Below are 25,473 nucleotides of genomic sequence, written 5' to 3'. Positions count from 1 at the left end.
TCTTACACGACGCGCGCACAGCAAAACGGGCAGCTTTCGCTGCCCGCATAACCCATTGAAAATGCTTGGTATTTTTGGTCGGGACGAGAGGATTCGAACCTCCGACCCCCACACCCCCAGTGTGATGCGCTACCAGGCTGCGCTACGTCCCGACCGGAAGGCGGGCCTATAGGGAGGGTCTGGGTGGATGGCAAGGCTTCTTGATCACTGATCGTGGCCGCGCAAATTGATTGGGCGAAACGGCTTGGGCGCAAAGTTGCCTAAGCCAAGCCAAACTGCTAGCGCGCCAGCCCATACTGGCCTCACCGGGCTTGCGGCTTGCTGCTTGCCGGGTATCGCTGCGCCAGACCAGCCCTTGCGAAAGTTCCTGACCTGCCATGAACGGTCCTGCTCTTCTTGCCATCCTCGCCGCCGCCGCGCCGGCCGCCACTCCGGCCGAGCCGCCGGCGTACCTCCAGTTTCTGCCGCTCGTCGCGATGGCGGCGATCTTCTACTTCCTGATCCTGCGCCCCCAGATGCGCCGGCAGAAGGAGCAGCAGGTCAAGATCTCGGCGCTCAAGAAGGGCGATCAGGTGGTGACCGCAGGTGGCCTGATCGGCAAGGTGATCAAGGTCGAGGACCAGACGGTCGATCTTGAACTCGGCCCCAATGTCCGCGTTCGCGCGGTGCGGGCGACGATCGGCGACGTGCTTCCGCCCGCAGGGTCTGCTCCCGCCAACGATTGATGCTGCGGCCCGTGTCACCATATGGTGGCCAATGGCCCCATGTGCGCGCGGCCCCCTTCAGGAAGACTTCTCTCGATGCTTGAATTTCCGCGCTGGAAGGTGATCTGGCTCTGGGCGATCACGCTGCTGGCCGCGCTTGCCGCGGCCCCGTCGATCGCCACGGTCATGGGGTTCACGATCCCTGCGGGCATCTATGCGCCCAAGGTCAATCTGGGCCTCGATCTTGCCGGTGGCAGCCACATCCTGCTTGAGGCCGATCCCAGCCAGGTGCGCCAGCAGCGCATTGAGGGCATGGACGAATCGGTCCGCAACAAGCTGAAGCAGGCGAGCCCGGACATCCGCATCAGCGACATCTCCAACCGTGATGGCGCGCTGACGTTCCTCGTCGAGGATCCCGCCAAGGTCGATGCGGTGCGCGAGGCGATCCTGCCGCTGACCAATGGCGCGGGGCTGACCGGCGCGCGCGACTGGAAGATCGAGGTTATCGACGGCAACCGCTTCGTGCTGACGCCGACAGCGGAAGGCATCGATCTTGCGGTCGCGCAGGCGATGGAAACGGCGGTCGAGGTGGTGCGCAAGCGCATCGACGCACTGGGCACGCGCGAGCCGACGATCATCCGTTCGGGTGCCAACCGCATCGTGGTTCAAGTGCCCGGCCTGCAGGATCCGCAGGCGCTCAAGAACCTCCTTGGCCAGACCGCCAAGCTCGAGTTCAAGCTGGTCGATACGACCGCGCTACAGAGCGATATCCAGCGCGGCATCGCGCCTCCGGGCAGCGAGATCGTGCCCTATGCGCCGGGCAAGGACGGCGGGCCGGTCGGCTCGATTGCGGTCAAGCGCCTTGGCGGCATTCGCGGTGATCAGCTGACCAATGCACAAGTCACCAACAACCAGCAGACCAACGAGCCGCAAGTCGCGATCACCTTCAACACCGAAGGCGGCGCGCGGTTTGCCAAGCTGACGACGCAGAACGTCAACAAGCCCTTCGCGATCATCCTCGATGGCAAGGTGCTTTCCGCGCCCAATATCAACGAGCCGATCCTTGGCGGCAGCGCGGTGATTTCGGGCAGCTTCACCACGCAAGCGGCAAGCAACCTCGCGATCTCGCTGCGTTCGGGCGCATTGCCGGTCGACCTCAAGGTGGTGGAAGAGCGCACCGTTGGGCCAGACCTCGGCGCGGACTCGATCCGCAAGGGCATGATCGCTATGGCGGTCGGCACGCTGGCGCTGGTGGCCTTCATCCTCGCCGTCTATGGCCGCTTCGGCATGTATGCCTGCATTGCGCTGGTGTTCAACGTGCTGATGATCCTGGGCATAATGGCGCTGATCGGCACGACGCTGACCCTGCCGGGCATCGCCGGTTTCGTGCTCACGATTGGTGCGGCGGTGGACGCCAACGTGCTGATCAACGAGCGCATCCGCGAGGAGCGGCACCGTGGCCGCCGCGTGTTCCAGGCGGTCGAGACGGGCTACAAGGAAGCCAGCCGCGCGATCTTCGACGCCAATATCACCAACGTGATCGCAGCGATGTCGATGGCCGCGTTCGGCACCGGCCCGGTGCGCGGGTTCGCCATCGTGCTGCTGATAGGCATCGCGACCTCGGTGTTCACCGCGGTGACCATGACCCGCATGTGGGTCGCGCAGTGGCTGCGCAAGGCGCGGCCCACCGAAATCGCGCTTTGAGGGACTGGCAACCATGAAACTTCTCAAGCTCGTTCCCGACAACACGAACATCAAGTTCCTGCGCTGGCGCGTGCCGTTCTACGTGATCAGCCTGCTGCTGATGGCGGCGAGCCTCGGCCTCGTGTTCACCAAGGGGCTCAACCTCGGCGTCGATTTCATTGGCGGGCAGATGATCCGCGTGACCTTCACCGAGAGCGCGGAGGCACCGGTCGGGCCGCTGCGCGGCGAGATCGAGGCGCTGGGCTATGGCGAGCCGATCATCCAGCGCTATGGCAAGCCCAACGAGATCTCGATCCGCATGAAGCTGCCCGAGGGCGCGGACCACGACAGCGGCCTATCGGACAAGATGGCGCGCACGATTACCGCCGATATCAAGGCCAAGCACGCCGATGCGCGCGTCGACGGCGTGGATTCGGTTTCGGGCAAGGTTTCGGGCGAGTTGTGGCACAGCGCGGTGCTGTCGCTCGGCCTCGCGGCGCTGGCGGTGGCGGCCTATATCTGGCTGCGGTTCGAATGGCAGTTCGGTGTGGGCGCGCTGTTCAGCCTTGTCCACGACGTGACGCTGACTTTGGGCCTGTTCGCGGTGACGCAGCTGGAGTTCGATCTGACGATCGTGGCGGCGCTGCTGACGCTGATCGGCTACTCGCTCAACGATACGATCGTGGTCTACGACCGCATCCGCGAGAATCTCAAGAAATACCGCAAGATGCCGATGCCAGAGCTGCTCGATCTCTCGGTGAACGAGACGCTTCATCGCACGCTGGCGACCTCACTTTCGATGCTGATTACGCTGACCGCGCTGCTGCTGCTGGGTCCGGGGGTGATCTTCGGCTTTACCGCCGCGATCACGCTGGGCATCTTCGTCGGCACCTACAGTTCGATCTACATGGCTGCGCCTATCCTGATCTGGCTCAAGGTCACCTCGAAGAGCTTCGTGCCGACCGAGAGCCAGCTCGACAAGCAGGAACGGATGGCGCGCGAGAGGGCTTGAACGCAGGCGAGGCGTAAGCATCCTTCGACAGGCTCAGGATGAGCGGTGTTGACGGTTGCACCGGGCGCAACCTTAGCGGCCTGATACGGCCCTTTCGTAGATTCCCGCAAGCGCTGCCGCATTCGCATCCCAGCTGAACCGGGCGGCGCTCTCGGCGACGTCTGTTTGCGCTGGCGGTGCGGCGAGGATTTCCGAGATGGCGGTGGCGATTGCGGCGGGCGTGCGCTCGGCGAGGCGGCCAGCGGCGGGGCGGTCCAGCACTTCGGGCGCGCCGCCAATCGGCGGGATGACGAGCGGCGTGCCGCAGGCGAGCGCCTCGATCCAGGCATTGGCAAGGCCCTCGCGCTCCGAAGGCAGGACCATGACATCGGCGGCGCTGAGCAGCACGGGCAGCGTATCGTGGCTGACGGCGCCGAGGAAATGCACCCGGCTGGAAACGCCATGCGCGGCGGCGCGGGCGCGCAGCGCGGCCTCGTCTGCGCCGGTGCCGGCGAGCGCGAGTTGGATATCACCAGGCAGGCTGGTGAGCGCTTCGATCGCGAGGGCCTGGCCCTTGATCGCGATCAGCGCGCCGACGCAGACGGCGAGGCGGTCTGTGGAACGCAGCGTTAGGGTGGGGAGGCTGGCCGCAAGCTGCGCGCGCGCCTCGCTGCGGGGCAGCGGCTGGAAGCGTACGCGGTCCAGGCCGGTGTAATGCACCGTGATACCGCCGGGCGGGGCGAGATGCAGCGCGTCCATATCATGCGCGAGAGCGCCGGACACGGCCAGCACGGCCGCAGCGCTGTGGGCGGCGCGGCGCATCTGGAGGAGCGCGGCGGGGCGGTCCCCCCAGAGATGGATATCCGAACCGCGCGCCTTGATCGCGTGGGGGAGGCCAAGCGCGGCAGCGACATCGGCGGCTGCGGGGCCATCGGGGTAGAAGAACTGTGCATCGACAAGGTCGAACGGCGCTTCTCGGTGGAGCTTTCGCGCCAGCGGCAGGACCGCGCGGGTGATGGCCCAGGGATTGAAACGGCCGGAAAGCCCGGGGACCAGCAGGAACCGCGGATAGTGGACGGTGACGCGCCCGCCGGATTCAGCCGGGGGGATCGCCGCGAGCGGCTTGTAGCGGCCCAGCGCGCTGAACGGCGACGGGGGCAGGCCGATCGGGTTAATCACGGTGACATCCCAATCCCCTCGCGCGGCGAGCGCCTCCATCTGGCGCGCGACGAAGCGGCCGAAGCCCGGGCGGGTCGGGGCAGGATACAGCGTCGAAATCGACAGCAGGCGGCGCTTCACCGGCAAATCGCGGAATGTCAGAGCGAGCGGACGAGCAGTTCGGCAACGCCGATCCAGGCGGGATGATCGATCACCACCTGCCGCTGGCCAACACCGGGCGGGAGCAACGCGACACGATCACCATCGCGATCGATCATGCGGCCGAATGCGAAACGGCCGCCGGGGCGGGGGGCGAGCACATCGCGGTTGAGCGCGCGGCCGAATTCATCGGGTACCACTTGCCGCAGCCAGACCTGATCGCCTGCGCGGTATTCGCCGGCGCTCGCTTCCACGGTCATCACGACAAGCTGGGCGGAGCCGGGACCGACCGGGAAAACCGCCGACATGGGCTTGGTCAGCGCCTCAGCACCGGTCGCTGCGAGGCGGGCGATGATCTGAGGTTCGCTCTCCACCTCGGCCTTGACCAGCAACTGCGGATCGACATCGAGCGCGGCGGCGATGCGGTTCATCCAGCCGAGCGACAGCGAGCGCATGCCCGTTTCCAGCCTGCCGATGGTTTGCGCAGTTGTCGGCGGCGCACAGCGCGCGGCGACATCGGCCAAGGTGAGGCCCTTTTGACGGCGGATATCGCGGATGCGGTTGATCATTATCGGGGCACTTTCAGCGGCCTCATGCATGCTTTTACAGCTTTTGTGCGCTGCGGCAAGTTTTGTGCTTTCCTACAGGCATCACTCTCCGGCAAGACAGCGCATGTTCCTATTTTGTTCAAAGGGAGAGGTGGCATGGCGCAGGTTCTGGTCGAGCGTGAACTGACCGAGGAAGGGCCGCGGCGCGTGGACGGGGTGCGGCCCGGTTCCGGGCGCGCGGCGGTGCGCAGTGTGAAGGTCAATCTCGCCGAATCGCCGCTGACCTGGCTTCATGCGCGGGGCCATCTCAATGACCGGCAATTTGCGGCAGGCGAGCGGCTGCGCGCCGACTGGGAGCGCGCCGAACTCGCGCCCTCGGTGACGATGCGCTGGGACCCGGTGCGCATTGCGGGGGGCGAGCCGGGCTTGACCCAGAGCGAGCGGCAGCTCGCCGCACGCCGCCGCTTTGATGGCGCGATCGCGGCAGCGGGACCGGGGCTCTCGGACATTCTCTGGCGCGTGGTCTGCGCGGGCGAGGGCGTGCCTGCTGCGGAAAAGGCGCTGGCCTGGCCTGCGCGCAGCGGCAAGCTGGTTCTGGAGCTGGCGCTCGACCGGGTGGCGGGATTTTACGGTGGGTCGTGAGGATTTCCCCCGCTCGCCCTGGGGGGTGTCTTGCTTCCCTGCGAGGGAATGTGCGAGCGGACAGGCTTTCCGATCTGCGGGAGCCTAGTCCATGGAAAGACGTGAATTTCTCGCCGGTGCAGCGACCGCTGCGTTGACGGCTTGGCTGCCAGCGCAGGCCTTCGCTGCCGCGGGTGCCGCGCCCGGCGATGCCGCCTTTGCGGCGCTGGCTGACCGCCTGTTCTACAACAACCTGCTGCTGACGCCGAACCATGCGACCGGGCTCGGCCTCGATACCGGCGTGCGCGCGGCACTGCGTTCGCGGCTGGATGACAAGAGCGAGGCGGGCCGGGCGGCGACGCAGGCGTTCGACCGCGCCGGGCTTGCCGCGATGCGCGGCGTCGATCCCGCCAGCCTCAGCCCCGCCGTGCAGCGGCAGCGCGATATCCTGGCCTATATGTTCGAGCGGCGGCTGGCCGGTGTGCCCTTCGGGATCGAGAGCGTGCAGCAGCCCTATCCGATCACGCAGCAGCAGGGCATCTACTTCGAAGTGCCGGACATGCTCGACAGCCAGCATCCGGTGGAAACCGCCGCCGATGCCGAGGCCTATCTCGCGCGGCTGCGGGCGTTTGCCTTTGCGCTGGATGAGGACACGCTGGGCCAGAAGCGGCTGGCGGGGCGCGGGGTGATCGCGCCGCGCTGGTCGCTCGATCTGGCGCTGGGCCAGCTCGCCAAGCTGCGCAGCGCTGCGCCGGAGGCGAGCTCGCTGGTGCTTTCCTTGTCGCGCCGTACCACCTCCAAGGCCATGCCCGGCGATTGGGCGGCGCAGGCGGCGAAGATTGTCGGCGGCGACGTTTATCCCGCGCTCGACCGGCAGATTGCGCTGATCAAGGCGCTGCGCCTCAGGACCCCGGCGGGCGACGGCGCGTGGCGCGTGCGCGGCGGCGATGCAATCTATGCGGCGGCGCTGGCGGAGGCGACGACGACCAAGCTGAGCCCGGAGGAAGTCCACAAGATCGGGCTCGAGCAGGTGGCCGATATTACCGGTAAGCTCGATGCGATCCTGAAGGCGGCGGGCTATACCAAGGGCACGGTGGGCGAGCGGCTGACGGCGCTGAACCATGCGCCGGACCAGCTCTATCCCGATAGCGATGCGGGGCGCAGCGACCTGATTGCCTCGCTCAACGCCGGGATTGCGGCAATGGCGAAGAAGCTGCCGCAGGCCTTTGCGAACTATCCTAGCGAGCCGCTCGAAATCCGCCGCGTGCCGGTGGAGATTCAGGACGGGGCTTCGAACGGCTATTACTACAGCGCCAGCCTCGATGGCTCGCGACCGGCGATCTACTGGATCAACCTCAAGTCCGTGGGCGACTGGCCGCGCTATTCGCTGCCTTCGCTGACCTATCACGAGGGCATTCCGGGGCACCACCTGCAGGGCGGCTATGCGCAGAAGGGCGGCGCGCTGCCTTTGTATCTCAAGGACTATTTCCTTTCGGCGCACGGCGAGGGCTGGGCGCTCTATGCCGAGCAGCTGGCGGATGAACTGGGCGGGTATTCGGCGCTGGAGCGCGCCGGGTATCTCCAATCGTTCCTGTTTCGCGCGGCGCGGCTGGTGGTCGATACCGGTATTCACCACTACCGCTGGAGCCGCGAGAAGGCGACCGCCTATATGGTCGCGACCACCGGCTTCGCGCAGGCGCGCAGCCAGCGCGAGGTGGAGCGCTATTGCGTGCTGATCGGGCAGGCGTGCAGCTACAAGATCGGCCATACCGCGTGGGTCGCGGCGCGCACGAAGGCGCAGGCGGCGCTGGGGGACAAGTTCAGCCTGCCGTGGTTCCATGGGATTTTGGAAGAGGGCACGATGCCGCTGTTCATGCTTGAGAAGCGGATTGAGGAGCGGACTGCGGAGCGATTGGCGGCGGGGTGAGGGGGCCTTCAGAAGACGTCATGATCTTCAGGTTGCCGCAGCAGTGAGCGTCCCCATTTGTAAAGGCCGAAGCCTATGGCGAAGGGGACGCCGCCCACTATGAGTGGAAGATAGAGTGCGACGAGGACGGTCGGGTCTCTCGCCACCTCGGACGCACCGATGCCAATCACCACGAGTGTGCACAGCCCGCTGGTGAGCATGATCATGATACCGGCCGCGAGCAGCAGGCCGCCGAACAGGCGCTTCATGATGTCCTCCGGGCGCGGGCAAGCACCGGCGCGCCCTCGGCGCCGGGGCGGTAGAACGTGTTGTAGGTATCGAAGGGGATGATCTGCCGATCGGGCGTGACGAAGTGGACGCAGCTGCGCTTCACCGTTGCCAGATCGAAGTTGTAGCGATCAAGGAACTGCAGGATCACGACGCGGAAGCTGTTGGCATAGCCGAGGTCTTCCGGCACCAGCGCCTGCGGAAGGCAGCATAGCACGCCCGCAAGCTTTTCCTCGGTGTTGCACTGCGTGGTGGCGAGGCTGAACAGGTTCAGCATCGCCTCGCGCAGCGCAGGGTAGGCTTCGTAGCTGATCGTGTTCGGCCCGTTCAGCAGCACTTCGCGCGGCAGCAGCGAGGTGATCGGGGTGACCGAGCGACCGTCGCGCAGGCCGTAGCCGATGCAGATCTGATCGGGATTGCACGGCAGCGGGATCATGTCCTCCGCCGCGAAGACGCCGGCCTTCACCACTTCGCGCCGGATCTGGGTGATCAGCATGCGGTTGGCCTTGCCATCGAAGCCTTCATTGCGCCCGGCATCCTGCACCGGCTGGAACGTGACGCCGCGCACGCATTTCCATTCGAGCGCGTGGTTGACGATGGCCGCGATCTCGCCGTCATTCACCCCGCGCTTCACGACCGCGACGAGCGTGGTCGAAAGGCCGACGCGCTCCAGTGCTTCGAGCGCGGCCTGGCGGACGCGCGAGAGGCGGGCGCCGCGCAAGTTGACCAGCGCCTCGTCGTTCAGGCTGTCGAACTGGAGATAGACTTCGAGGCGGGGCGCGTAGCTGGCGAGGCGTTCCACGAACGCCGGGTCCTGCGCGATGCGCACGCCGTTGGTGTTGATCATCACGTGGCGGATCGGGCGGCGCTTCACCGCATCGAGCACTTCGAAGAACTGCGGGTGGATCGTGGGTTCGCCGCCCGAAAGCTGGACGAGATCGGGCTCGCCCTCGCTTTCGACAAGTGCATCGAGCATGCCCTCGATCACGCTCAGCGGCAGATGCGCGCCATGGACATTCTCGGCATCGGCGAAGCAGACCGGGCAGGCGAGATTGCAGGCCGAATTGATCTCGACGATGGCGAGGCAGCTGTGCTGTTCATGATCGGGGCAGAGGCCGCAATCGAAGGGGCAGCCGGCCTCGGTGCGGGTCTGTGCGGTGAGCGGGCGGTCGCCGGGCTTGAGCCAGTCCTTCTGGCCGCGCCAGTAGGCGAGTTCGTCGCTGATCAGCGTTTTCTGGACGCCATGGGCCGCGCAGCGCTTGAGGTAGTAGACGCGGCCTTCCTCGATAATCACCTTGGCGGGGACGAGTTCGAGGCAGGTCTCGCACAGGCTCGTGGTCTGGCTGTGGAAGATATAGAGTGCCGCCTTGCGCTCAGGCGGTGGCAGGACGGTCGTTTCCACGTGCGATCCAGACGAGGGCATAAAGGATCAGTCCGATCATGGCGAAGTTGAACACGTTCAGCGGGCCGAGCACCTTGGGATAGGGCTTCAGGAACTCCCACGCAAATCGCTGCACGGCATAGAACAGAACAAAGGCGTGGAAGCCGTGCCGCGTTGCCCACACGCGTTCGCGGACGAGGGCGTGCCAGAAGACGATGAGGAAGCCGAGCATCGCCAGCGATTCGTAGACCTGCACTGGATGGCGCGGGATGCCGTCACCCAGATCGACGCCCCAGGGCAGGCTGGTGGGGATGCCATAGGTGTGATCGGCAAGGCCCGCGAACAGGCAGCCGAGGCGCCCGACCATGATGCCGAGCGTGAGCGGAATGACGAAAGGCCCGCCGGTCGATCCGCGCACACCGCGCACCCATTTCCACAACTCGACAGCAATGATGGCCCCCGCGAGCGCTCCGGCGACCGAGTGCGAAAGCGTGGGCCGCGCCTGTTGCAGCGTGTTGATCGAGCCCAGCAGCCACGCTCCTGCCGTCGCGCCAAGTGCGAGGCTGATGAAATAGTCCGGCGCGGTCTGCCGGGCGAGGGTTTCGACACTGGCGCGGCGCCGCCGATAGACCCACCGCGCGCCGAGGAAGGCTATGAGCCAGGCGGATAGATCGCCGAGATAGTGGAACCAGGGGGAGGTGGGGATGTGGATCACATGGGGGGAGGTAACATGGTTTCAGGAGGGGGTGGAGGGCGAGCTTTGGGCGCTCGTTCCGGAGCGACGGGCGCATTGTTGACTTGTTTCTCCGTGCGGCCAATCATCTCGGAATGAGCGAAAAACTCCCCAGTCTGGGCCTTGGCGCTGACGGCGATGAGATTGGCGCGATCACCCACGTCGAGCAGACCTTTGGCGTGAAGCTCGACTATTCGGATGCGGGCAACTGGAACACAGTTGGCGATGTATATGCGGCGCTTCTGCGAGAACTTCCGGCCGAGGAGGCTGCAAGGCCTGATGTTTGGGATCGATTTGCCAAGGCCATTTCCCGTGAGATCGGGGTAAATCCCGCCAACGTTGGGTTTGAAACCGGTATGGTCGCAGAAGACGGGATCTGGATCCACACCGTTAAGTTTACAGCCTTGCACTGGATGGTCGCGGCGCTGTTCGGTTTCGCCATCCTGCATTGGGCGTTTGGCTAACCCTCCACCATCTCCGCCAGTTCGAGCCAGCGCACTTCCGCAGCGTCCTTTTCGGCGCGCGCCTTGTCCAGCGCGGCGGTGAGGGCGGCGAAGCGGGTGGGGTTCTTCGTGTAGAGGTCTGGATCGGCCAGCGTGGCTTCGTCGCGGGCGATGGCCTTTTCCAGTTCGGCGATGCGATCCGGCAGAATTTCGTAGTCGCGCTGGTCCTTGTAGGTGAGCTTGGCCTTTTTGGGCGGCGGGGGGGGCGGCGGCGCAGCGGCGGGTTTGTCGGCCGTTTCGCGCGCCACGGGCTTGCCGGCGAGGCGCTGTTTGCGCTGCTTTTCCCAATCGGCATAGCCGCCCGCGACGACATCGACTTTGCCTGAGCCATCCATGCCAAGCGTGATCGTGACCGTGCGATCAAGGAAATCGCGGTCGTGGCTGACGATGAGGACGGTGCCGTCGTAGTCCGAAATCACTTCCTGCAGGAGGTCGAGCGTTTCGAGATCGAGGTCGTTGGTCGGCTCGTCGAGCACGAGGAGGTTCGAGGGGCGGGCAAATTCGCGCGCGAGGAGGAGCCGCGAGCGTTCGCCGCCCGAGAGCGTGCCGACGCGCGCTTCGACCATGCCGGGATCGAACAGGAAGTCCTTGAGATAGCCGTGGATGTGCTTGCGCACCCCCTGCACTTCGATCCAGTCGCTGCCTTCGGCCACCACATCGCGGATGCGCTTTTCGGGCGACATCAGGCTGCGCTGCTGGTCGATCACGACGGGGGTGAGCGTTTTCGCAAGCGTGACGGTGCCGCTATCGGGCTCCAGTTCGCCGGTGAGGAGCTTCAGGAGCGTGGTTTTCCCTGCGCCGTTCGCGCCGACCAGGCCGATGCGGTCCTTGCGGGTGATCCGCAGGGAGAAGTCCTTGACGATCACCCGGTCGCCAAAGCGCTTGGTGATCTTGTCCGCGACGATGACTGCTTTGCTCTTGGCATCGTCGCTGGCGAGGGTGAGCTTGGCCGCGCCTTGCGGGCTGAGCATCGCGGCGCGGGTGGCCCGCATTTCCCAGAGCTTTTCAAGGCGGCCCATGTTGCGCTTGCGACGCGCGGTGACGCCGCGTTCGAGCCAGTGGGCTTCGATCTTGAGCTTGGCGTCGAGCTTGTCCGCAGCGCGGGCCTCTTCGGCGTAGACGGCTTCCATCCACGCTTCATAGCCGCCGAAGCCGATTTCGCGGCGGCGGAGCGAACCGCGATCGAGCCACAGCGTGGCCTTGGTCAGGCGCTCAAGGAACGTGCGGTCGTGGCTGATGACGACGAAGGCGCCGTTGTAGCGCTGGAGCCAGGATTCGAGCCATTCGATGGCGGCGAGATCGAGGTGGTTGGTCGGCTCGTCCAGCAGCAGCAGATCGGGCTCACTGGCGAGCGCGCGGGCCAGCGCGGCGCGGCGGCGTTCACCGCCCGAGGCGCTGTCGGCCTTGCGGCTGAGATCAATGCCGAGCTGCCCGGCGATGGATTCGACTTCGTGGCGCGGCGGGGCGTCCTTGCCCGAAAGCGCGAAGTCCATGAGGGTTTCATAGCCGGTGAAGAACGGGTCCTGCTCCAGCGTGACGACGCGGGTGCCCGGCTGGACCGAGCGGGTGCCCTTGTCGCCTTCCACTTCGCCCGAAAGCAGCTTGAGCAGCGTGGTTTTCCCCGCGCCGTTGCGGCCGATGAGGGCAAGCCGGTCGCGCGGGCCGATCTGAATATCGAGATCGCGGAACAGCCAGCTTGTGCCCTGGTTGAGACCGAGGCCTTCCCAGCTGAGGATTGGTGCTGCTGCCATGATGGGCCGCGCTTAGCGGCGCGGCGCGGCGCGGTCCAGTATCAGCTTGGCACTCGCTCGCCTGATCTGCCATAGTGACCCTACAGGGAAGCGGTTTGCGGGGTGGGGACCCCGCCCGCGCGTTCACAAGCTATTCAAAGGCCGCAGGTTATGGCGCTTCGCATCATGCGCGCAACTTCAGCAATCTTCGCCCTTGGCCTCCTCGTTTCGCTCGCCCCTGCGGCCGATGCGCAGCAGCGCCGCGCTGACGAACAGCGCGAGGCGCGGCTCGATCTGCGCAACGGCAACGTGCGTTCGCTGCGCGAGATCGAGGCGCGGGTGCTGCCGACCAAGCGGGGCATGCAGTACCTCGGCCCCGAGTACGATCCGACCGCGATGGCCTATCGGCTCAAGTTCATTCAGGACGGGCGGGTCGTGTTTGTGGATGTCGACGCGCGCACGGGGCAGATCCTGGGCGAATCGCACTGATTCCCCCAGCCTTGCGATTCCCCCAGCCTTGCGGCAGGCAAAACGCCCCGTTCCTTGACCGTTCAGGTTTGTCGCTCCATCACATCGGACCAATAGAGGTCCCGCCCGCAGCGGGTACAGCAAGGGGCAAACGATGCGCATTCTGATCGTCGAGGATGAACCGACCCTCGGCAAGCAGCTCAAGTCCACGCTCGAAGCCAACGGCTATGCAGTCGATCTTTCGGTCGATGGCGAGGACGGCCATTTCATGGGCTCGACCGAGGACTATGACGCGGTAATTCTCGATCTGGGCCTGCCGGAGATCGACGGGCTGACGGTGCTGGGCATGTGGCGCAAGGAGGGGCGCAAGTTCCCCGTGCTGGTGCTGACCGCGCGCGACAGCTGGTCCGACAAGGTGGCGGGTCTCGATGCCGGAGCAGACGACTATCTCGCCAAGCCGTTCCAGAGCGAGGAACTGATCGCCCGCCTGCGCGCGCTGATCCGCCGCGCTTCGGGCAATTCCTCGTCGGAACTGATCGCTGGCGGCGTGCGGCTCGATACGCGTTCGGGCCGGGTGACGCTGGATGGCGAGCCGGTGAAGCTGACGGCGCAGGAATACAAGCTGCTCTCCTACCTGCTCCACCACAAGGGCAAGGTGGTAAGCCGCACCGAGCTGATCGAACATATCTACGATCAGGATTTCGACCGCGATTCCAACACGATCGAAGTGTTCGTGACGCGCATCCGCAAGAAGCTGGGGCCTGATGTGATCACCACCATCCGCGGGCTTGGCTACAGCCTCGACGATCCGGCGCACGGCGGGCGCGGCTGAAAGACCAAGGGGCGCACGGCGTGGAACACAGCGTGATTGCCCCCGGGGAAACTGCTGCTGCGGCGCCTGAGGTGCAGACTGCCACGGCGCCCCACACGGGATCGCTTTCGCGGCGCATGCTGCTGATCGCGGTCGCGTGGATTTCGGTGCTGCTGCTTGGCGGCGGTCTGGCGCTCGACCGGACGATGACCGGGCTTGCCACCCGCAATTTCGACGACCAGCTGGGCTATATGCTCACTGCCATGGTGGGCTCGGCGGAGATCGGGCCGGACGGCGAAGTGTTTTTCAACCGGGCACTGGGTGACCAGCGCTTCCTCGAGCCCAACAGCGGCCTTTACTGGCAGATCAGCGGCAAGGGGCACGAGGATTTCCCCTCGCGCTCGCTGTGGGACCGCACGCTCAAGCTCAAGGGCGATCACTTCGACGGCAATCCGCATGTCTATGATAGTGAGCAGTTCGGCGAGGAACGGCTGCGCATCATCGAACGCTCGGTCATCCTGCCGGGTAGCCAGATCAACTGGCAGTTTGCCGTGGCGGCCAGCCGCAGCGATCTCGACGCGCAGATTCGGCGGATCAGGGCGATCCTGATCTGGTCGTTCGTGGTGCTGGGGCTGGGGCTGATCGCCATGGCGGCGCTGCAGACCTATTACGGCCTTGGCCCGCTGCGCCGGGTTCGCCGTGCGATTGCCGACATGCGCGAGGGACAGGCGCGGCGGGTGGATGAGCCGTTGCCGCTGGAAGTCCAGCCGCTGGTGGAGGAAATCAACGCGCTGCTCGCGCATTCCGAGCGTCAGGCGGAAGAGGCACGCACCCATGCCGGCAACCTCGCGCATGCACTCAAGACCCCGCTGACGGTGGTGATGAACGCGGCGACGGCGAAGGCGGATGACCTTTCGGACACGGTGATCCGCGAGGCGGCGGTGATGCGCCGGCAGGTCGATCACCACCTCGCCCGCGCTCGTGCCGTGGGCCGCCGCGCGACGGGGCTTTCGCGCGCCAGCGTGGGTGAGAGTGCCGAAGCGGTGGAGCGCGCGGTCGTGCGGCTCTATCCGCAGGTGCGCTTCGATATGGACGGCAACCGCGAGGCCAGCGTCGCGATCGAGCGGCAGGACCTCGACGAAATCCTCGGCAACCTGATCGAGAACGCGGCCAAGTATGGCGGCGGCTCGGTCTTCGTGACGATCGATGCGGTGCCGGATGATCCCAAGACTTGCGAGATCTGGATCGAGGACGACGGGATGGGCATCCCGGATGAGGCCAAGGACAAGCTGTTTGCGCGCGGCGCGCGGCTCGATACCGGCAAGCCCGGCACCGGGCTCGGCCTTGCGATCGTGCGCGATGTGGCCGAGCTTTATGGCGGATCGATCACGCTGGGCGAGAGCGAGGATCTCGGCGGGTTGATGGCGGTGCTGCGGCTGCCAAGATCGGGTGGGAAGTAGGCGGCAGGCTCAGGCCCGCGGATGCGCATTTCGGTAGACGTCGAGTAGCGTTGCCGCATCGACCTTGGTGTAGATCTGCGTCGAGGACAGGCTGGCGTGGCCGAGGAGTTCCTGCAGGCTTCTGAGGTCCGCGCCCGCGCCAAGGAGATGCGTCGCGAAGCTGTGGCGCAGGGCATGAGGGGTGGCCGTGGCGGGCAGGCCTAGCACGGTGCGTGCGCGGGCGACGGCGCGCTGGATCATGGCCTGGGCGAGCGGGCCGCCCTTGGCACCCCGGAACAGCGGCTCGCTACGCGCGAGCGGGAAGGGGACCTTGGCCGCATAGTCCTCCACCGCCGCTTTCACGATGGGCAGGATGGGGACGACGCGCTGGCGGCCGCCCTTGCCCGTCACGGTCAGTACATCGGCCAGCGGCAGCGCGGCGGCGGTGAGCGACAGCGCTTCCGCAATGCGCAGGCCTGCGCCGTAGAGCAGGAGGAGAACCGCGCGGTCGCGCGCGCCGATCCACGGTTCGCTGCCTTCGCCTTCGACCATCGCGGCGAGATTCACTGCGTCATCCGGGGTGACGGGGCGGGGCAGGCCCTTCTTGATCCGGGGGCCGCGCAGGCGTGGCGGCGGGGCATCCGCGCCGCCGACTTGCGTCCGGGCGAAGGCGAGGAAGGCCTTGAGGGCGGATAGCTCGCGTGCGGCAGACACGTTGCCGATGCCATCGGCGCGGCGGGCCGCCAGTTGTGTGCGCACATCGCCGACTTCGAGCCTTGCCAGCGTTGGCCAGTCATGCGGCGTGGGCAATGTGGCAAGCAAGCGCGCGGCGGTCGCGACATAGGCGCGCACGGTGTGCGGCGAGCGGCGGCGGGCGAGCGCGAGGTGATCGCGCCAGGCTTCGAGCAGATCGGGGGCGCTCATGCTGCCACGAGTCCGGCGGGGACAAGTTCCGCCAGCAGGCCATCGAGCAGCGGCATGCCCGCATCGGTCACGATCAGGCGGTCGGCCCGTTCGTTGAGCAGGCCTTGCGCGGTGTAGAATGCGCGCTTGGCAGGATCGATCAGATCGGTTTCGGGAAGGCCGAAGCGCTGGGCCAGCGCGGCTGGCGCGATGCCTTCGTCGAGGCGCAGGCCCATAAGGAGCGCTTCGGCGGCCTGCTCGCGGATGCCAAGTTCGCGAATTTCGGAGATGCCGTGGTGCTGGGCGCTGACGGCCTTGAGGAAGTTTTCAGGCTTACGGTGGCGCACCGTGGCGAAGCCGCCGCGCCGGCCATGTGCGCCGGGGCCGATCCCCGCATAGTCCTGATAGCGCCAGTAGACGAGGTTATGGCGGCTTTCCTCACCCGGGCGGGCGTGGTTGCTGATCTCGTAGGCCGGAAGGCCGGCGGCCAGCGTGCGCTCGCGGGTCAGGGCGAAGAGATCGCCCGCCATGTCATCATCCAGCGGGGTGAAGCGCCCCTCGCGCACCAGCGTGGCGAAGCGCGTGCCGGGCTCGATCGTGAGCTGGTAGAGCGAGAGATGACCCGTGCCGAAGGACAGCGCGCGGGCAAGTTCGGCCTCCCACAGCGCGGGCGTGTGATCGGGCCGGGCATAGATCAGATCGAAGCTCACGCGGCGGAAATGGCGCTGCGCCACATCGAGAGCGGCGAGGCCTTCGGCGGCATTGTGGAGCCGGCCGAGGAACACCAGCGCGGCATCGTCCAGCGCCTGCAGGCCGAGCGAGACGCGGTTGATCCCGGCCTCGGCCAGCCCGGCGAACCTGGCCGCCTCGACCGAGGAGGGATTGGCCTCCAGCGTGATCTCGATGTCCTCGGCAAAGCGCCAGTGGCGGCCTGCGGCCTCGATCAGTGTGGCCACCAGCGCAGGGGGCATGAGCGACGGGGTGCCGCCGCCGAAGAAGATCGAGGTAAGATCGCGGCCACCCGTCAGCGCCGCCTCATGGGCCATGTCGGCAAGCAACGCGCGCTGCCATTCCTCGACGTCGATGCCCTCTCGTACATGGCTATTGAAGTCGCAGTATGGGCACTTGGCGAGGCAGAATGGCCAGTGGATATAAAGGGCGAAGGCCATGCATCTTTCCAGCCTGAGTCGGGCGGGTAAAGTCAAGGGCCAAAGCCTTGGGGAAAGCGCATATGTGGGGCAGTCGAGCACTTGCGATCACTATTCTTGCTGCCGTGATGGCCGTGCAGCCGGCAGCGGCGCAGGTGACCGTGACGCCTGTCGAGACGGTGGGGCCGCGGCTGCTTGCTGTGCAGAATGCCGAGCGACTGCGGCTGCGGGTGAAGCCGCTCGTCTGGAGCGCCAAGCTGGCAGAGCATGCGAAAAAGTGGGCGCAGACGCTCGCCGTGTCCGACATGTTCGAGCACGCGCCGGTCGGTGCCGATGGCGGGGAGGGGGAAAACCTCTGGACCGGCACGAAGGATGATTACACCCCGGAAGAAATGATCGGCTTCTTCATCGACGAGGGAAAGCTCTTCAAGCGGCGCAAGTTTCCCGATGTCTCGACCACAGGACGCTGGGAAGATGTGGGGCACTATACGCAGATCGTGTGGAAGGATACGCGCGAAGTGGGCTGTGCGATCGCCAGCAACCGGCAGAACGACTATCTGGTGTGCCGCTATTTCCCTGCTGGGAATGTCATTGGGCAGCAAGCCTATGACTACAAGGCTGCTGCTGCCCCCGCTACCGCTCCCGTCACTGCCGCGCCGGTCGCTCCGGCGGCCGTCAGTCCGTCAAAGCCGACGAAACCAGCTTCGAAAAAGCGTCGGCGCGGTGGCTGATACGGTGCTTTTCGGCCGGATCGAGCTCGGCGAAAGTGCGCGTATCGCCAGTGGGCACGAACACCGGATCGTAGCCGAAGCCCATCGTGCCGCGCGGAGGCCAGGTGAGCGTGCCTGTGGCGCGGCCTTCGAACACCGCCTCGCGGCCATCGGGCCAGGCGAGCGCGAGGACGCAGGCAAACCAGCAATCGCGCGGGGTATCGGGGCCGAGCTCTGCAAGTTTGCCCTCGACCTTGCCCATCGCCATGTACCAATCGCGGCCCGGACCGCCTTCGTAGGGCGCGGCTTCGGCCCAATCGGCGGTGTAGACGCCGGGAGCGCCGCCGAGCGCAGCGACGCAGAGGCCGGAATCATCGGCCAATGCAGGCAGGCCCGAGGCGCTGGCAGAGGCGTGGGCCTTGATCAGCGCGTTTTCGGCGAAGGTGGTGCCGGTTTCGGCGGGTTCGGGCAGGCCGAGTTCGCCCGCCGAGAGGCAGTCCATGCCATAGGGTTCCAGCAGCGCCCGGATCTCGCGCAGCTTGCCCGCGTTGTGGGTGGCGATGACGAGTTTTCCGGGCGCTAGCAGGCGGGTCATGGTCTTGCCCCCAACTTTTCGTCATTCCCGCGCAGGCGGGAATCCAGAGCGGCTGACGCTGCGCCTTGGGCTCTGGATCCCCGCCTGCGCGGGGATGACGAGGGTAGGTGGGGGTAGAATGTCATTGGCCGACGGCGCGGGCCTGGGCGGCGAAGATTTCCGTGCAGCCGATGCGGGCGAGGCGCAGGAGGCGCAGCAGGCCTTCCTCGTCATAGGTCGCGCCTTCGGCAGTGGCCTGGACTTCGGCGATATGGCCGCCCTCGATCAGCACGAAGTTGGCGTCGGCATCGGCAGAGCTGTCCTCGATATAATCGAGATCGAGCACCGGTGTGCCCTGATGGATGCCGCAGGAGATCGCGGCGACCTTGCGGGTCAGCGGGTCTTCCTTGATCGCGCCGCTGTCCATCAGCCCCTGCACGGCAAGGCGCAGCGCGATCCACGCGCCGGAGATCGAGGCTGTGCGGGTGCCGCCATCGGCCTGGATCACGTCGCAATCCAAGGTGATCTGGCGTTCGCCCAGCTTCTTCATATCGGTGACGGCGCGCAAGGAACGCCCGATCAGGCGCTGGATTTCCTGCGTGCGGCCCGATTGCTTGCCCTTCGCTGCCTCGCGGCTGCCGCGGGTGTGGGTGGCGCGGGGGAGCATCGAGTATTCCGCCGTGACCCAGCCTTCGCCCTTGCCGCGCATGAACGGCGGCACGCGTTCTTCGACCGAGGCGGTGACCAGCACCTTGGTATCGCCGAAGCCGATCAGCACCGAACCTTCGGCGTGCTTGGTGAAACCGGTTTCGATCGTGATGGCGCGCATTTCGTCTGCGGCGCGGCCTGAGGGACGCATGGGAATTCCTTTGGTTGAAGTTTGCGCTGCCTTTAGCCCGCGCGCGGCGGAATGAAAGGCCCCGCGGCACGAAAAGACGGGGGATGCGATGCCTTTCACGGTGGGATGAACTGTCCTAGATAGGGGCCATGGCAGGACCCGGACTTTCTGAACTCTCGCTCCGCGCCCGTGAAATCTTCCGGCTGGTGGTCGAGGGCTATATCGCCAGCGGGCTTCCCGTCGGCTCGCGCACCCTCGCGGGGAGCGGAGCGGTGGGGCTTTCTTCTGCCTCGATCCGATCGGTTCTGCAGGAATTGCAGGATGCAGGGCTCCTCGCGGCGCCGCACACCAGCGCGGGGCGGATGCCGACCGAGGTGGGCCTCAGGCTCTTCGTTGATGGCATCATGCAGGCGGCTGAGCCTTCGGCGGCGGAGCGCGCGCAGATCGAGCGGGGGCTGGCCGAGGGCGGCACGATCGAGGCGGCGCTGGCGGCGGCGAGCTTGGCCTTGTCCGATCTCTCGGCCGGGGCAGGCGTGGTGATGGTGCCGCACCGGGAAATGCGGCTGGCGCAGATTTCCTTCGTGCCGCTGGGGCCGGCGCGGGCGCTGGTGGTGCTGGTGGGGGATGACGGCGCTGTCGAGAACCGGGTGATCGATCTGCCGGGGATGACGAGTGCCTCGACGCTGGAGCAGGCGGGCAATTACCTGACGGCGCGCATGGCCGGGCGGACGCTGGCCGATGCCTTGAACGCGATCCGCGCGGAAATCGCGGGTGGGCGCTCGGCGCTCGATGCGGCGAGCGCGGCGCTAGTTGAGCGGGGGCTGGCGGTGTGGAGCCGCGATGCGGCGCAGCGGCCTGTGCTGGTGGTGCGCGGGCAGGCCAATCTGCTCGACGAAGCGGCACTGGGCGATATCGAGCGGGTGCGGCAACTCCTCGATGAATTGGAAAGCGCGGAGGCGATTGCGGGCGTGCTCGATGCCGCGCGCGAGGCGGACAGTGCACGCATTTTCATCGGCAGCGAGAACCGGCTGTTCTCGCTTTCGGGCTCTTCGGTGATTGCCGCGCCATGGCGTGACGGGGAGGGGCGCGTCGTCGGTGTGGTGGGAGTTATCGGGCCGACGCGGTTGAATTATGCGCGGGTTGTCCCCATGGTTGATTTCACGGCTCAATCTCTGAGCAGGATCATCACGCAGGACGGATTTACGCGAAAATGACTGACAACGACACGCGCCCGACGGATGCAGAAGTGGCAGCTGAACTTGAAGGCGTGCCTTCCGAACTGACCGAAGGCGGCGATGGCCTGGGCGAACTCGTGGAAGCGCTGAAGGGCGATCTCGAGGCGGCGAAGCAGGACGTGCTCTATGCCAAGGCCGAGACGCAGAACGTGCGCCGCCGCATGGAAAAGGAAATGGCTGACGCGCGCGCCTATGCTGCAACGGCCTTTGCGCGCGACATCCTTTCGGTGGCGGACAACCTTTCGCGCGCGCTCGAATCGATCCCTGCAGAACTGCGCGCGGACGACAAGATGAAGAACCTTGTCGCCGGGCTCGAGGCCACGGGGCGCGAGATCGAGAAGGTCTTTGCCAGCCACGGGATCAGCCGCATCGCCGCCAAGGGCCTGCCGCTCGATCCGCACCAGCATCAGGCCATGCTGGAAATCCCCTCTGCTGATGTGGAGCCGGGCACCGTGCTGCAGGAACTGCAGGCCGGCTACATGATCAAGGACCGCCTGCTGCGCGCGGCGATGGTTGCGGTGGCGAAGAAGCCGGATTGAGGGGTTTCGCATCCGACAATGCCGCCCACATCCGCTCACCCTGAGCTTGTCGAAGGGTACTTGCGCAGCCGTCGTGCATGATGCTTCGACAAGCTCAGCATGAGCGGGTTTGGGTGCAGGGATAGGGGGCAAATTCAGCCCAGCAGCGCCACCACCTCATCCGTATCGTAAAGATCGGCGAACACGAACGCCATGCTGTGGAGCGTGGCGGCGTGTTCGGTGTCGGTCAGCGCGGCGTTGGCATCGCCAGCGAACAGCACGCGGTAGTTGAACTGCATGGCATCGCGCGCGGTGCTTTCGCAGCAGCAGTTGGTGAGCGTGCCGGTAATCAGCACGGTATCGATGCCGCGCGCCTTGAGCACGGCGTCCAGATCGCTGGTGCCGGGGGTGAAGCCACTGAAGCGGTGCTTGTCGACCACGGCGTCACCGGGCTCAACATCGAGCGTGGGCCAGAAATCGTGATAGTGCGCGCCCGGCGTGAAGGCGGCGCGGTGGGCCGCTGCGCCTGAACCCAGACGGCGGACGAAGACCGACCAGCTCGCTGCATCGGGCGTGGTGAAGCGCAGGAACACGTTGAGCCCGCCGCCCGCGCGGACGGCGGCGCTGATCCGGTTCACGTTGCCGACGATCTCTCGGGCCATCGGCACTTCGACCGGTGAACCTTCTTCCAGAAAGCCGTTCTGCATATCGACGCAGATGTGGGCGAGGCGCTTCGGGTCGATATCATCGAACACATTGCGCACGCCACCGCGCGCAGCGGCGACGGCATCGAGGATGGCGTGGGTGTCTACGGCATGCGGCATCGGCGCGGTCCTTTTTCTGCTCGGCAAACGTGCCATGGCGGCGCGGGTTTGCGCCAGAGCGGGGCAGCGGACCTTTCGCGTGGCGGAACCCGGCGGCGGGATGCGCGTTTGTGCCTGAGCAGGGACAAGCATCCGGGGGCCACAAGGAGTCTGGACGATGAAACGCAAGATCATGCTTCCCATAGTGGCCGTGGCGGCACTCTCGCTTGTCGGCTGTGCAAGGAATTACGGCGCCGAAGGGGCGCTGCTGGGCGCTGCGGGCGGTGCTGTTATCGGCGGCGCAACAGGCGGCGATGTCGGCACCGGCGCGGCGATCGGTGCGGCGGCTGGCGCGGTAGGCGGTTCGCTGATCAAGAAGCACGGCCGCTGCTATCGCCGCGATCGCGATGGCTATGAATACCAGGTTCGCTGCTGACGGGCTGCTGCCGTTCCCGGTCAGGCAGACCTGACCGCGAACGGCAGCACGGTTTGCAGCGCGGCAAGCGAAGGGGCCGCTGCATGGGGCGCGCCCCTCGCTGCGAGGAAGGCGTGGGCGACAAGCTCGGCCTGCTGCTCGATGCCGTAGGCTGTGAAGGGCCGCGCCGGATCGAAGCGGTAGCCATAGCGGCAGAACGGGTGGCGCATCAGCGGCAGGTAGAACCGGCCGCGCTGCTGCGTCTGCCAGACATGCACGAGTTCGTGGATGAAGAGGCCCTGCAGACCGAGCGGGGCCTGCGCGAAATCGTCGCGGTAGTGCGGGCTTGCCGGGTGGAAATGGACGTGCCCCATCGGTGCCATCACGGTGCCGCGCGGCTGGAACGGGAAAAACCGGCGGCGCCGGATCCGCACGGGTGCGAGATCCAAGGCGCTGCCGAAAACGCTTTCCGCCATGGCCCGTTCGCCCGGCGTGAGCGGACGTTCGCCGCCGGGAGGAACCCTGTGCGGCAGGGTCACATGTGATCCATCATGCCTTCCATCGCGCCGGTTTCCTCAACTTTCGCGAAAGTGCTCACCTTGTCGCCATTGGCGAGCGTGAAGGTGACTTCCACGTCCTTGCCCGCCTTCACGGTGCTGGCGAGATCGAACAGCATCACATGATAGCCGCCAGCCTTGAATTCGGCGGGCTGCTTTTCGCTGAAGCTGACCGAGCTGACAGGGGCCATCGACGATACGCCGTTCTCGGTCTTGCTTTCGTGCATTTCGGCGCGCCCGGCACCGTCGACATGGACGGCCACGAGCGTGTTGGCCTTGCCCGCAGTTTGCTGGATCGTGAAATAAAGCACCCCGGGATTGCCGGGCACGGCGGGCAGCTTGATGACCGGTTCGATCACGCTGACGTTTGGCGCATTGTCGGGCGCCAAGGGGTCCGGCGCGGAGCCGGGAGCGGCGCTAGCCGAAGCCGTTGCGGCAGCATCGGGCGCATTGCCGCTGCAGGCTGCCAGCGCTAGCAGGCTCGCGGCGGCGGCAGCGGCAAGGGCGGCGGAACGGATAGGGGGCATCGAAGCTCTCTCCAGTCTTGAAACGAGATGGTACATAGGCGCGCTGCTGGGCCTTGTCCCGGGACGAAGGCGACCTATATCGCCCTCTGTCAGAGCTGCATAGACGAAGGCTCGCCCGGTTCGGGGGGCGCTTCAAGCGCGGCGTCTAGTGGGCAAGGAAACAGGAACACCATGGCTAAAGTTATCGGTATCGACCTCGGCACGACCAACAGCTGCGTTGCGGTGATGGACGGCGGCACATCGAAGGTGATCGAGAATTCGGAAGGCGCGCGCACGACGCCCTCGATCGTTGCTTTCACCAAGGATGGTGAGCGCCTGATCGGGCAGCCGGCCAAGCGCCAGGCCGTGACCAATCCTGACAACACCATTTTCGCGGTGAAGCGCCTGATCGGCCGCCGCTTCGAAGATCCCATGACCCAGAAGGACATGGCGCTGGTTCCCTATGGCATCGTCAAGGGCAAGAACGGCGACGCGTGGGTCAAGGCGGGCGGTGAGGACTACAGCCCCTCGCAGATTTCGGCCTTCATCCTGCAGAAGATGAAGGAAACTGCCGAGAGCTATCTTGGCGAGACCGTGACGCAGGCAGTCATCACCGTGCCGGCCTACTTCAACGACGCGCAGCGCCAGGCGACCAAGGACGCCGGCCAGATTGCGGGCCTTGAAGTGCTGCGCATCATCAACGAGCCGACTGCGGCCGCGCTGGCCTATGGCCTCGACAAGCAGGACGGCAAGACCATCGCGGTCTACGACCTTGGCGGCGGCACGTTCGACATCTCCGTGCTGGAAATCGGCGACGGCGTGTTCGAGGTGAAGTCCACCAACGGTGACACGTTCCTCGGCGGTGAAGACTTCGACAACGTGCTGGTCGAGTACCTTGCGGATAAGTTCAAGGCCAAGGAGAACATGGATCTCCGCACCGACAAGCTTGCGCTGCAGCGGCTCAAGGAAGCGGCCGAAAAGGCCAAGATCGAGCTTTCGAGCGCGCAGACGACCGAGATCAACCTGCCCTTCATCACCGCGCGCATGGAAGGTGGCAGCACCACCCCGCTGCATCTGGTGGAAAACGTCACGCGGTCTGACCTTGAAAAGCTTGTCTCGGGCCTGATCCAGCGCACGCTGGAGCCGTGCCGCAAGGCGATTGCCGATGCCGGCCTCACCGCCAAGGACATCGACGATGTCGTGCTCGTCGGCGGCATGACCCGCATGCCGCGCGTGCGTGAAATCGTGAAGGAGTTCTTCGGCAAGGATCCGCACACCGGCGTGAACCCGGACGAAGTCGTCGCCATGGGCGCGGCGATCCAGGCCGGCGTGCTGCAGGGCGATGTGAAGGACGTGCTGCTGCTCGACGTGACCCCGCTTTCGTTGGGGATCGAAACGCTGGGCGGCATCATGACCAAGATGATCGACCGCAACACCACGATCCCGACCAAGAAGAGCCAGGTCTACTCGACTGCCGAGGACAACCAGCAGGCGGTGACGATCCGCGTGTTCCAGGGCGAGCGCGAGATGGCGCAGGACAACAAGCTGCTCGGCCAGTTCGACCTCGTCGGCATTCCGCCGGCGCGGCGCGGTGTGCCGCAGATCGAGGTGACGTTCGACATCGACGCCAACGGTATCGTGAACGTCAGCGCCAAGGACAAGGGCACCGGCAAGGAACAGCAGATCCGCATCCAGGCCTCGGGCGGGCTTTCGGACAACGACATCGAGCAGATGGTGCGCGATGCCGAAAAGTTTGCCGAAGAGGACAAGAAGCGCCGCGAGGCGGCCGAGGCGCGCAACAACGCTGACAGCCTTGTCCACGCGACCGAGCGGCAGCTTGAGGAGAATGGCGACAAGATCGACGCGGCGCTGAAGGCCGAGATCGAGGCCGCGATTGCGGAAACCAAGACGGCGATCGAAGGCGGCGATCCGGCCGACATGAACGCCAAGACCCAGGCGCTCACCGATAAGGCGATGAAGATGGGCCAGGCGATCTACGAGAAGGAGCAGGCCGCTGCTTCTTCGCCTTCGGCCGAGGCTCCGAAGGACGCTGAGGACGTGGTGGACGCCGAGTTCTCGGAAGTCGACGACACCAAGTGATGTTGCGTTAAGTCGGCCCGCCGCCTGCCTTTCGGGTGCAGGC

27 protein-coding genes and 1 tRNA gene are annotated in these 25,473 nt (G+C 66.0%); 14 read left to right on the top strand and 14 right to left on the bottom strand.

Annotated features, from left to right (window positions below):
* Window positions 1-75 precede the first annotated feature (75 nt).
* Window positions 76-152, bottom strand: a tRNA-Pro gene (locus tag ACODS2_RS18265).
* Between the two features lie 225 nt (window positions 153-377).
* On the opposite strand from ACODS2_RS18265, the gene yajC reads away from it, so the two are divergent.
* The 3 genes from yajC to secF all read left to right on the top strand — a co-directional run bounded on the left by yajC (window position 378) and on the right by secF (window position 3,399).
* Window positions 378-725 (top strand): preprotein translocase subunit YajC, encoded by a 348-nt coding sequence (gene yajC, locus ACODS2_RS18260; RefSeq protein WP_421838613.1) that lies wholly within the window; start codon window positions 378-380, stop codon window positions 723-725.
* Window positions 726-800: 75 nt separating this feature from the next.
* Window positions 801-2,408, top strand: a complete 1,608-nt coding sequence (gene secD, locus ACODS2_RS18255) for a protein translocase subunit SecD (protein WP_298168288.1) — start codon at window positions 801-803, stop codon at window positions 2,406-2,408.
* A 13-nt stretch (window positions 2,409-2,421) separates the two neighbouring features.
* The gene (gene secF / locus ACODS2_RS18250) at window positions 2,422-3,399 is read left to right on the top strand and encodes a protein translocase subunit SecF (protein WP_489000099.1); all 978 of its coding nucleotides are present in this window, start codon (window positions 2,422-2,424) and stop codon (window positions 3,397-3,399) included.
* 72 nt (window positions 3,400-3,471) lie between these two features.
* On the opposite strand, the gene ACODS2_RS18245 is transcribed toward secF, so the two are convergent.
* Both ACODS2_RS18245 and ACODS2_RS18240 read right to left on the bottom strand, forming a co-directional pair.
* Window positions 3,472-4,677 carry a glycosyltransferase gene (locus tag ACODS2_RS18245; RefSeq protein WP_489000098.1) on the bottom strand — a complete coding sequence of 402 codons (1,206 nt, stop codon included), beginning with the start codon at window positions 4,675-4,677 and terminating at the stop codon, window positions 3,472-3,474.
* 17 nt (window positions 4,678-4,694) lie between these two features.
* Entirely contained in the window at window positions 4,695-5,264 is a 570-nt protein-coding gene (locus ACODS2_RS18240) for a helix-turn-helix domain-containing protein (protein ID WP_489000097.1), read from the bottom strand.
* A 135-nt stretch (window positions 5,265-5,399) separates the two neighbouring features.
* Between ACODS2_RS18240 and ACODS2_RS18235 the strand changes: the two genes are divergently transcribed.
* Window positions 5,400-5,885 (top strand): DUF6456 domain-containing protein, encoded by a 486-nt coding sequence (locus ACODS2_RS18235; protein ID WP_489000096.1) that lies wholly within the window; start codon window positions 5,400-5,402, stop codon window positions 5,883-5,885.
* Window positions 5,886-5,976: 91 nt separating this feature from the next.
* Window positions 5,977-7,791, top strand: coding sequence for a DUF885 domain-containing protein (locus tag ACODS2_RS18230; RefSeq protein WP_489000095.1), 1,815 nt, complete (start codon window positions 5,977-5,979; stop codon window positions 7,789-7,791).
* Between the two features lie 8 nt (window positions 7,792-7,799).
* Here ACODS2_RS18230 and ACODS2_RS18225 read toward each other — a convergent pair whose 3' ends face one another.
* Genes ACODS2_RS18225 through ACODS2_RS18215 form a run of 3 tightly spaced genes read right to left on the bottom strand, consistent with a single transcriptional unit; the run spans window position 7,800 to window position 10,154 of the window.
* Entirely contained in the window at window positions 7,800-8,039 is a 240-nt protein-coding gene (locus ACODS2_RS18225; protein ID WP_489000094.1) for a hypothetical protein, read from the bottom strand.
* On the bottom strand, window positions 8,036-9,460 hold the full coding sequence (locus ACODS2_RS18220; protein WP_489000093.1) for a radical SAM protein: 1,425 nt from the start codon (window positions 9,458-9,460) through the stop codon (window positions 8,036-8,038). The genes ACODS2_RS18225 and ACODS2_RS18220 overlap by 4 nt, the downstream gene beginning before the upstream one ends.
* A complete protein-coding gene (locus ACODS2_RS18215) occupies window positions 9,432-10,154 on the bottom strand; it encodes a prolipoprotein diacylglyceryl transferase family protein (protein ID WP_489000092.1) in 723 nt (240 codons plus the stop codon). Before ACODS2_RS18215 ends, ACODS2_RS18220 begins: the two co-directional genes overlap by 29 nt.
* Window positions 10,155-10,267: 113 nt before the next feature.
* Between ACODS2_RS18215 and ACODS2_RS18210 the strand changes: the two genes are divergently transcribed.
* On the top strand, window positions 10,268-10,636 hold the full coding sequence (locus ACODS2_RS18210) for a hypothetical protein (protein WP_489000091.1): 369 nt from the start codon (window positions 10,268-10,270) through the stop codon (window positions 10,634-10,636).
* Here ACODS2_RS18210 and ACODS2_RS18205 read toward each other — a convergent pair.
* The gene (locus ACODS2_RS18205; RefSeq protein WP_489000090.1) at window positions 10,633-12,426 is read right to left on the bottom strand and encodes an ABC-F family ATP-binding cassette domain-containing protein; all 1,794 of its coding nucleotides are present in this window, start codon (window positions 12,424-12,426) and stop codon (window positions 10,633-10,635) included. The genes ACODS2_RS18210 and ACODS2_RS18205 overlap by 4 nt on opposite strands.
* Window positions 12,427-12,591: 165 nt before the next feature.
* Here ACODS2_RS18205 and ACODS2_RS18200 point away from each other — a divergent pair, with 165 nt between their 5' ends.
* From ACODS2_RS18200 to ACODS2_RS18190, 3 genes are all read left to right on the top strand, one after another.
* Window positions 12,592-12,894, top strand: coding sequence for a PepSY domain-containing protein (locus ACODS2_RS18200; RefSeq protein ID WP_421838601.1), 303 nt, complete (start codon window positions 12,592-12,594; stop codon window positions 12,892-12,894).
* Window positions 12,895-13,027: 133 nt separating this feature from the next.
* Window positions 13,028-13,705 (top strand): response regulator transcription factor, encoded by a 678-nt coding sequence (locus ACODS2_RS18195; RefSeq protein ID WP_147160025.1) that lies wholly within the window; start codon window positions 13,028-13,030, stop codon window positions 13,703-13,705.
* Between the two features lie 116 nt (window positions 13,706-13,821).
* A complete protein-coding gene (locus ACODS2_RS18190; RefSeq protein WP_489000265.1) occupies window positions 13,822-15,144 on the top strand; it encodes a sensor histidine kinase in 1,323 nt (440 codons plus the stop codon).
* 9 nt (window positions 15,145-15,153) lie between these two features.
* Here ACODS2_RS18190 and ACODS2_RS18185 read toward each other — a convergent pair whose 3' ends face one another.
* Together ACODS2_RS18185 and hemW are read right to left on the bottom strand one after the other, a co-directional pair.
* Window positions 15,154-16,047 carry a tyrosine recombinase XerC gene (locus ACODS2_RS18185; RefSeq protein WP_489000089.1) on the bottom strand — a complete coding sequence of 298 codons (894 nt, stop codon included), beginning with the start codon at window positions 16,045-16,047 and terminating at the stop codon, window positions 15,154-15,156.
* A complete protein-coding gene (gene hemW / locus ACODS2_RS18180) occupies window positions 16,044-17,195 on the bottom strand; it encodes a radical SAM family heme chaperone HemW (RefSeq protein WP_489000088.1) in 1,152 nt (383 codons plus the stop codon). The genes ACODS2_RS18185 and hemW overlap by 4 nt, the downstream gene beginning before the upstream one ends.
* Window positions 17,196-17,302: 107 nt before the next feature.
* On the opposite strand from hemW, the gene ACODS2_RS18175 reads away from it, so the two are divergent.
* The gene (locus tag ACODS2_RS18175) at window positions 17,303-17,905 is read left to right on the top strand and encodes a CAP domain-containing protein (RefSeq protein WP_489000087.1); all 603 of its coding nucleotides are present in this window, start codon (window positions 17,303-17,305) and stop codon (window positions 17,903-17,905) included.
* On the opposite strand, the gene rdgB is transcribed toward ACODS2_RS18175, so the two are convergent.
* Together rdgB and rph are read right to left on the bottom strand one after the other, a co-directional pair.
* Window positions 17,850-18,479: an RdgB/HAM1 family non-canonical purine NTP pyrophosphatase gene (gene rdgB, locus ACODS2_RS18170; RefSeq protein ID WP_489000086.1), complete on the bottom strand. Its 630-nt coding sequence runs from the start codon at window positions 18,477-18,479 to the stop codon at window positions 17,850-17,852. The two genes, ACODS2_RS18175 and rdgB, sit on opposite strands and share 56 nt — an antisense overlap.
* A 121-nt stretch (window positions 18,480-18,600) precedes the next feature.
* Window positions 18,601-19,317: a ribonuclease PH gene (gene rph / locus ACODS2_RS18165; RefSeq protein WP_489000085.1), complete on the bottom strand. Its 717-nt coding sequence runs from the start codon at window positions 19,315-19,317 to the stop codon at window positions 18,601-18,603.
* A 128-nt stretch (window positions 19,318-19,445) separates the two neighbouring features.
* Here rph and hrcA point away from each other — a divergent pair, with 128 nt between their 5' ends.
* Complete coding sequence (hrcA, locus tag ACODS2_RS18160; protein ID WP_489000084.1) at window positions 19,446-20,510, top strand: heat-inducible transcriptional repressor HrcA; 1,065 nt, start codon at window positions 19,446-19,448, stop codon at window positions 20,508-20,510.
* Complete coding sequence (locus ACODS2_RS18155) at window positions 20,507-21,070, top strand: nucleotide exchange factor GrpE (RefSeq protein WP_489000083.1); 564 nt, start codon at window positions 20,507-20,509, stop codon at window positions 21,068-21,070. The genes hrcA and ACODS2_RS18155 overlap by 4 nt, the downstream gene beginning before the upstream one ends.
* A gap of 134 nt (window positions 21,071-21,204) precedes the next feature.
* Here the strand turns inward: ACODS2_RS18155 and ACODS2_RS18150 are convergent, their stop codons facing one another.
* Complete coding sequence (locus ACODS2_RS18150) at window positions 21,205-21,873, bottom strand: cysteine hydrolase family protein (RefSeq protein WP_489000082.1); 669 nt, start codon at window positions 21,871-21,873, stop codon at window positions 21,205-21,207.
* Window positions 21,874-22,030: 157 nt separating this feature from the next.
* Here ACODS2_RS18150 and ACODS2_RS18145 point away from each other — a divergent pair, with 157 nt between their 5' ends.
* A complete protein-coding gene (locus ACODS2_RS18145; RefSeq protein WP_489000081.1) occupies window positions 22,031-22,288 on the top strand; it encodes a YMGG-like glycine zipper-containing protein in 258 nt (85 codons plus the stop codon).
* Between the two features lie 20 nt (window positions 22,289-22,308).
* Here ACODS2_RS18145 and ACODS2_RS18140 read toward each other — a convergent pair whose 3' ends face one another.
* Together ACODS2_RS18140 and ACODS2_RS18135 are read right to left on the bottom strand one after the other, a co-directional pair.
* Window positions 22,309-22,743 carry a vgr related protein gene (locus ACODS2_RS18140; RefSeq protein ID WP_489000264.1) on the bottom strand — a complete coding sequence of 145 codons (435 nt, stop codon included), beginning with the start codon at window positions 22,741-22,743 and terminating at the stop codon, window positions 22,309-22,311.
* A 59-nt stretch (window positions 22,744-22,802) separates the two neighbouring features.
* Window positions 22,803-23,351: a copper chaperone PCu(A)C gene (locus ACODS2_RS18135; protein WP_489000080.1), complete on the bottom strand. Its 549-nt coding sequence runs from the start codon at window positions 23,349-23,351 to the stop codon at window positions 22,803-22,805.
* Window positions 23,352-23,522: 171 nt separating this feature from the next.
* On the opposite strand from ACODS2_RS18135, the gene dnaK reads away from it, so the two are divergent.
* Window positions 23,523-25,430, top strand: a complete 1,908-nt coding sequence (gene dnaK / locus ACODS2_RS18130; RefSeq protein WP_421838585.1) for a molecular chaperone DnaK — start codon at window positions 23,523-23,525, stop codon at window positions 25,428-25,430.
* The last annotated feature ends 43 nt before the right edge of the window (window positions 25,431-25,473 follow it).

This window comes from Novosphingobium sp. FG137 (assembly GCF_057809735.1).
Note: the sequence above shows the minus strand (reverse complement) of the source record. Positions and strands in the feature narration are given on the sequence as shown.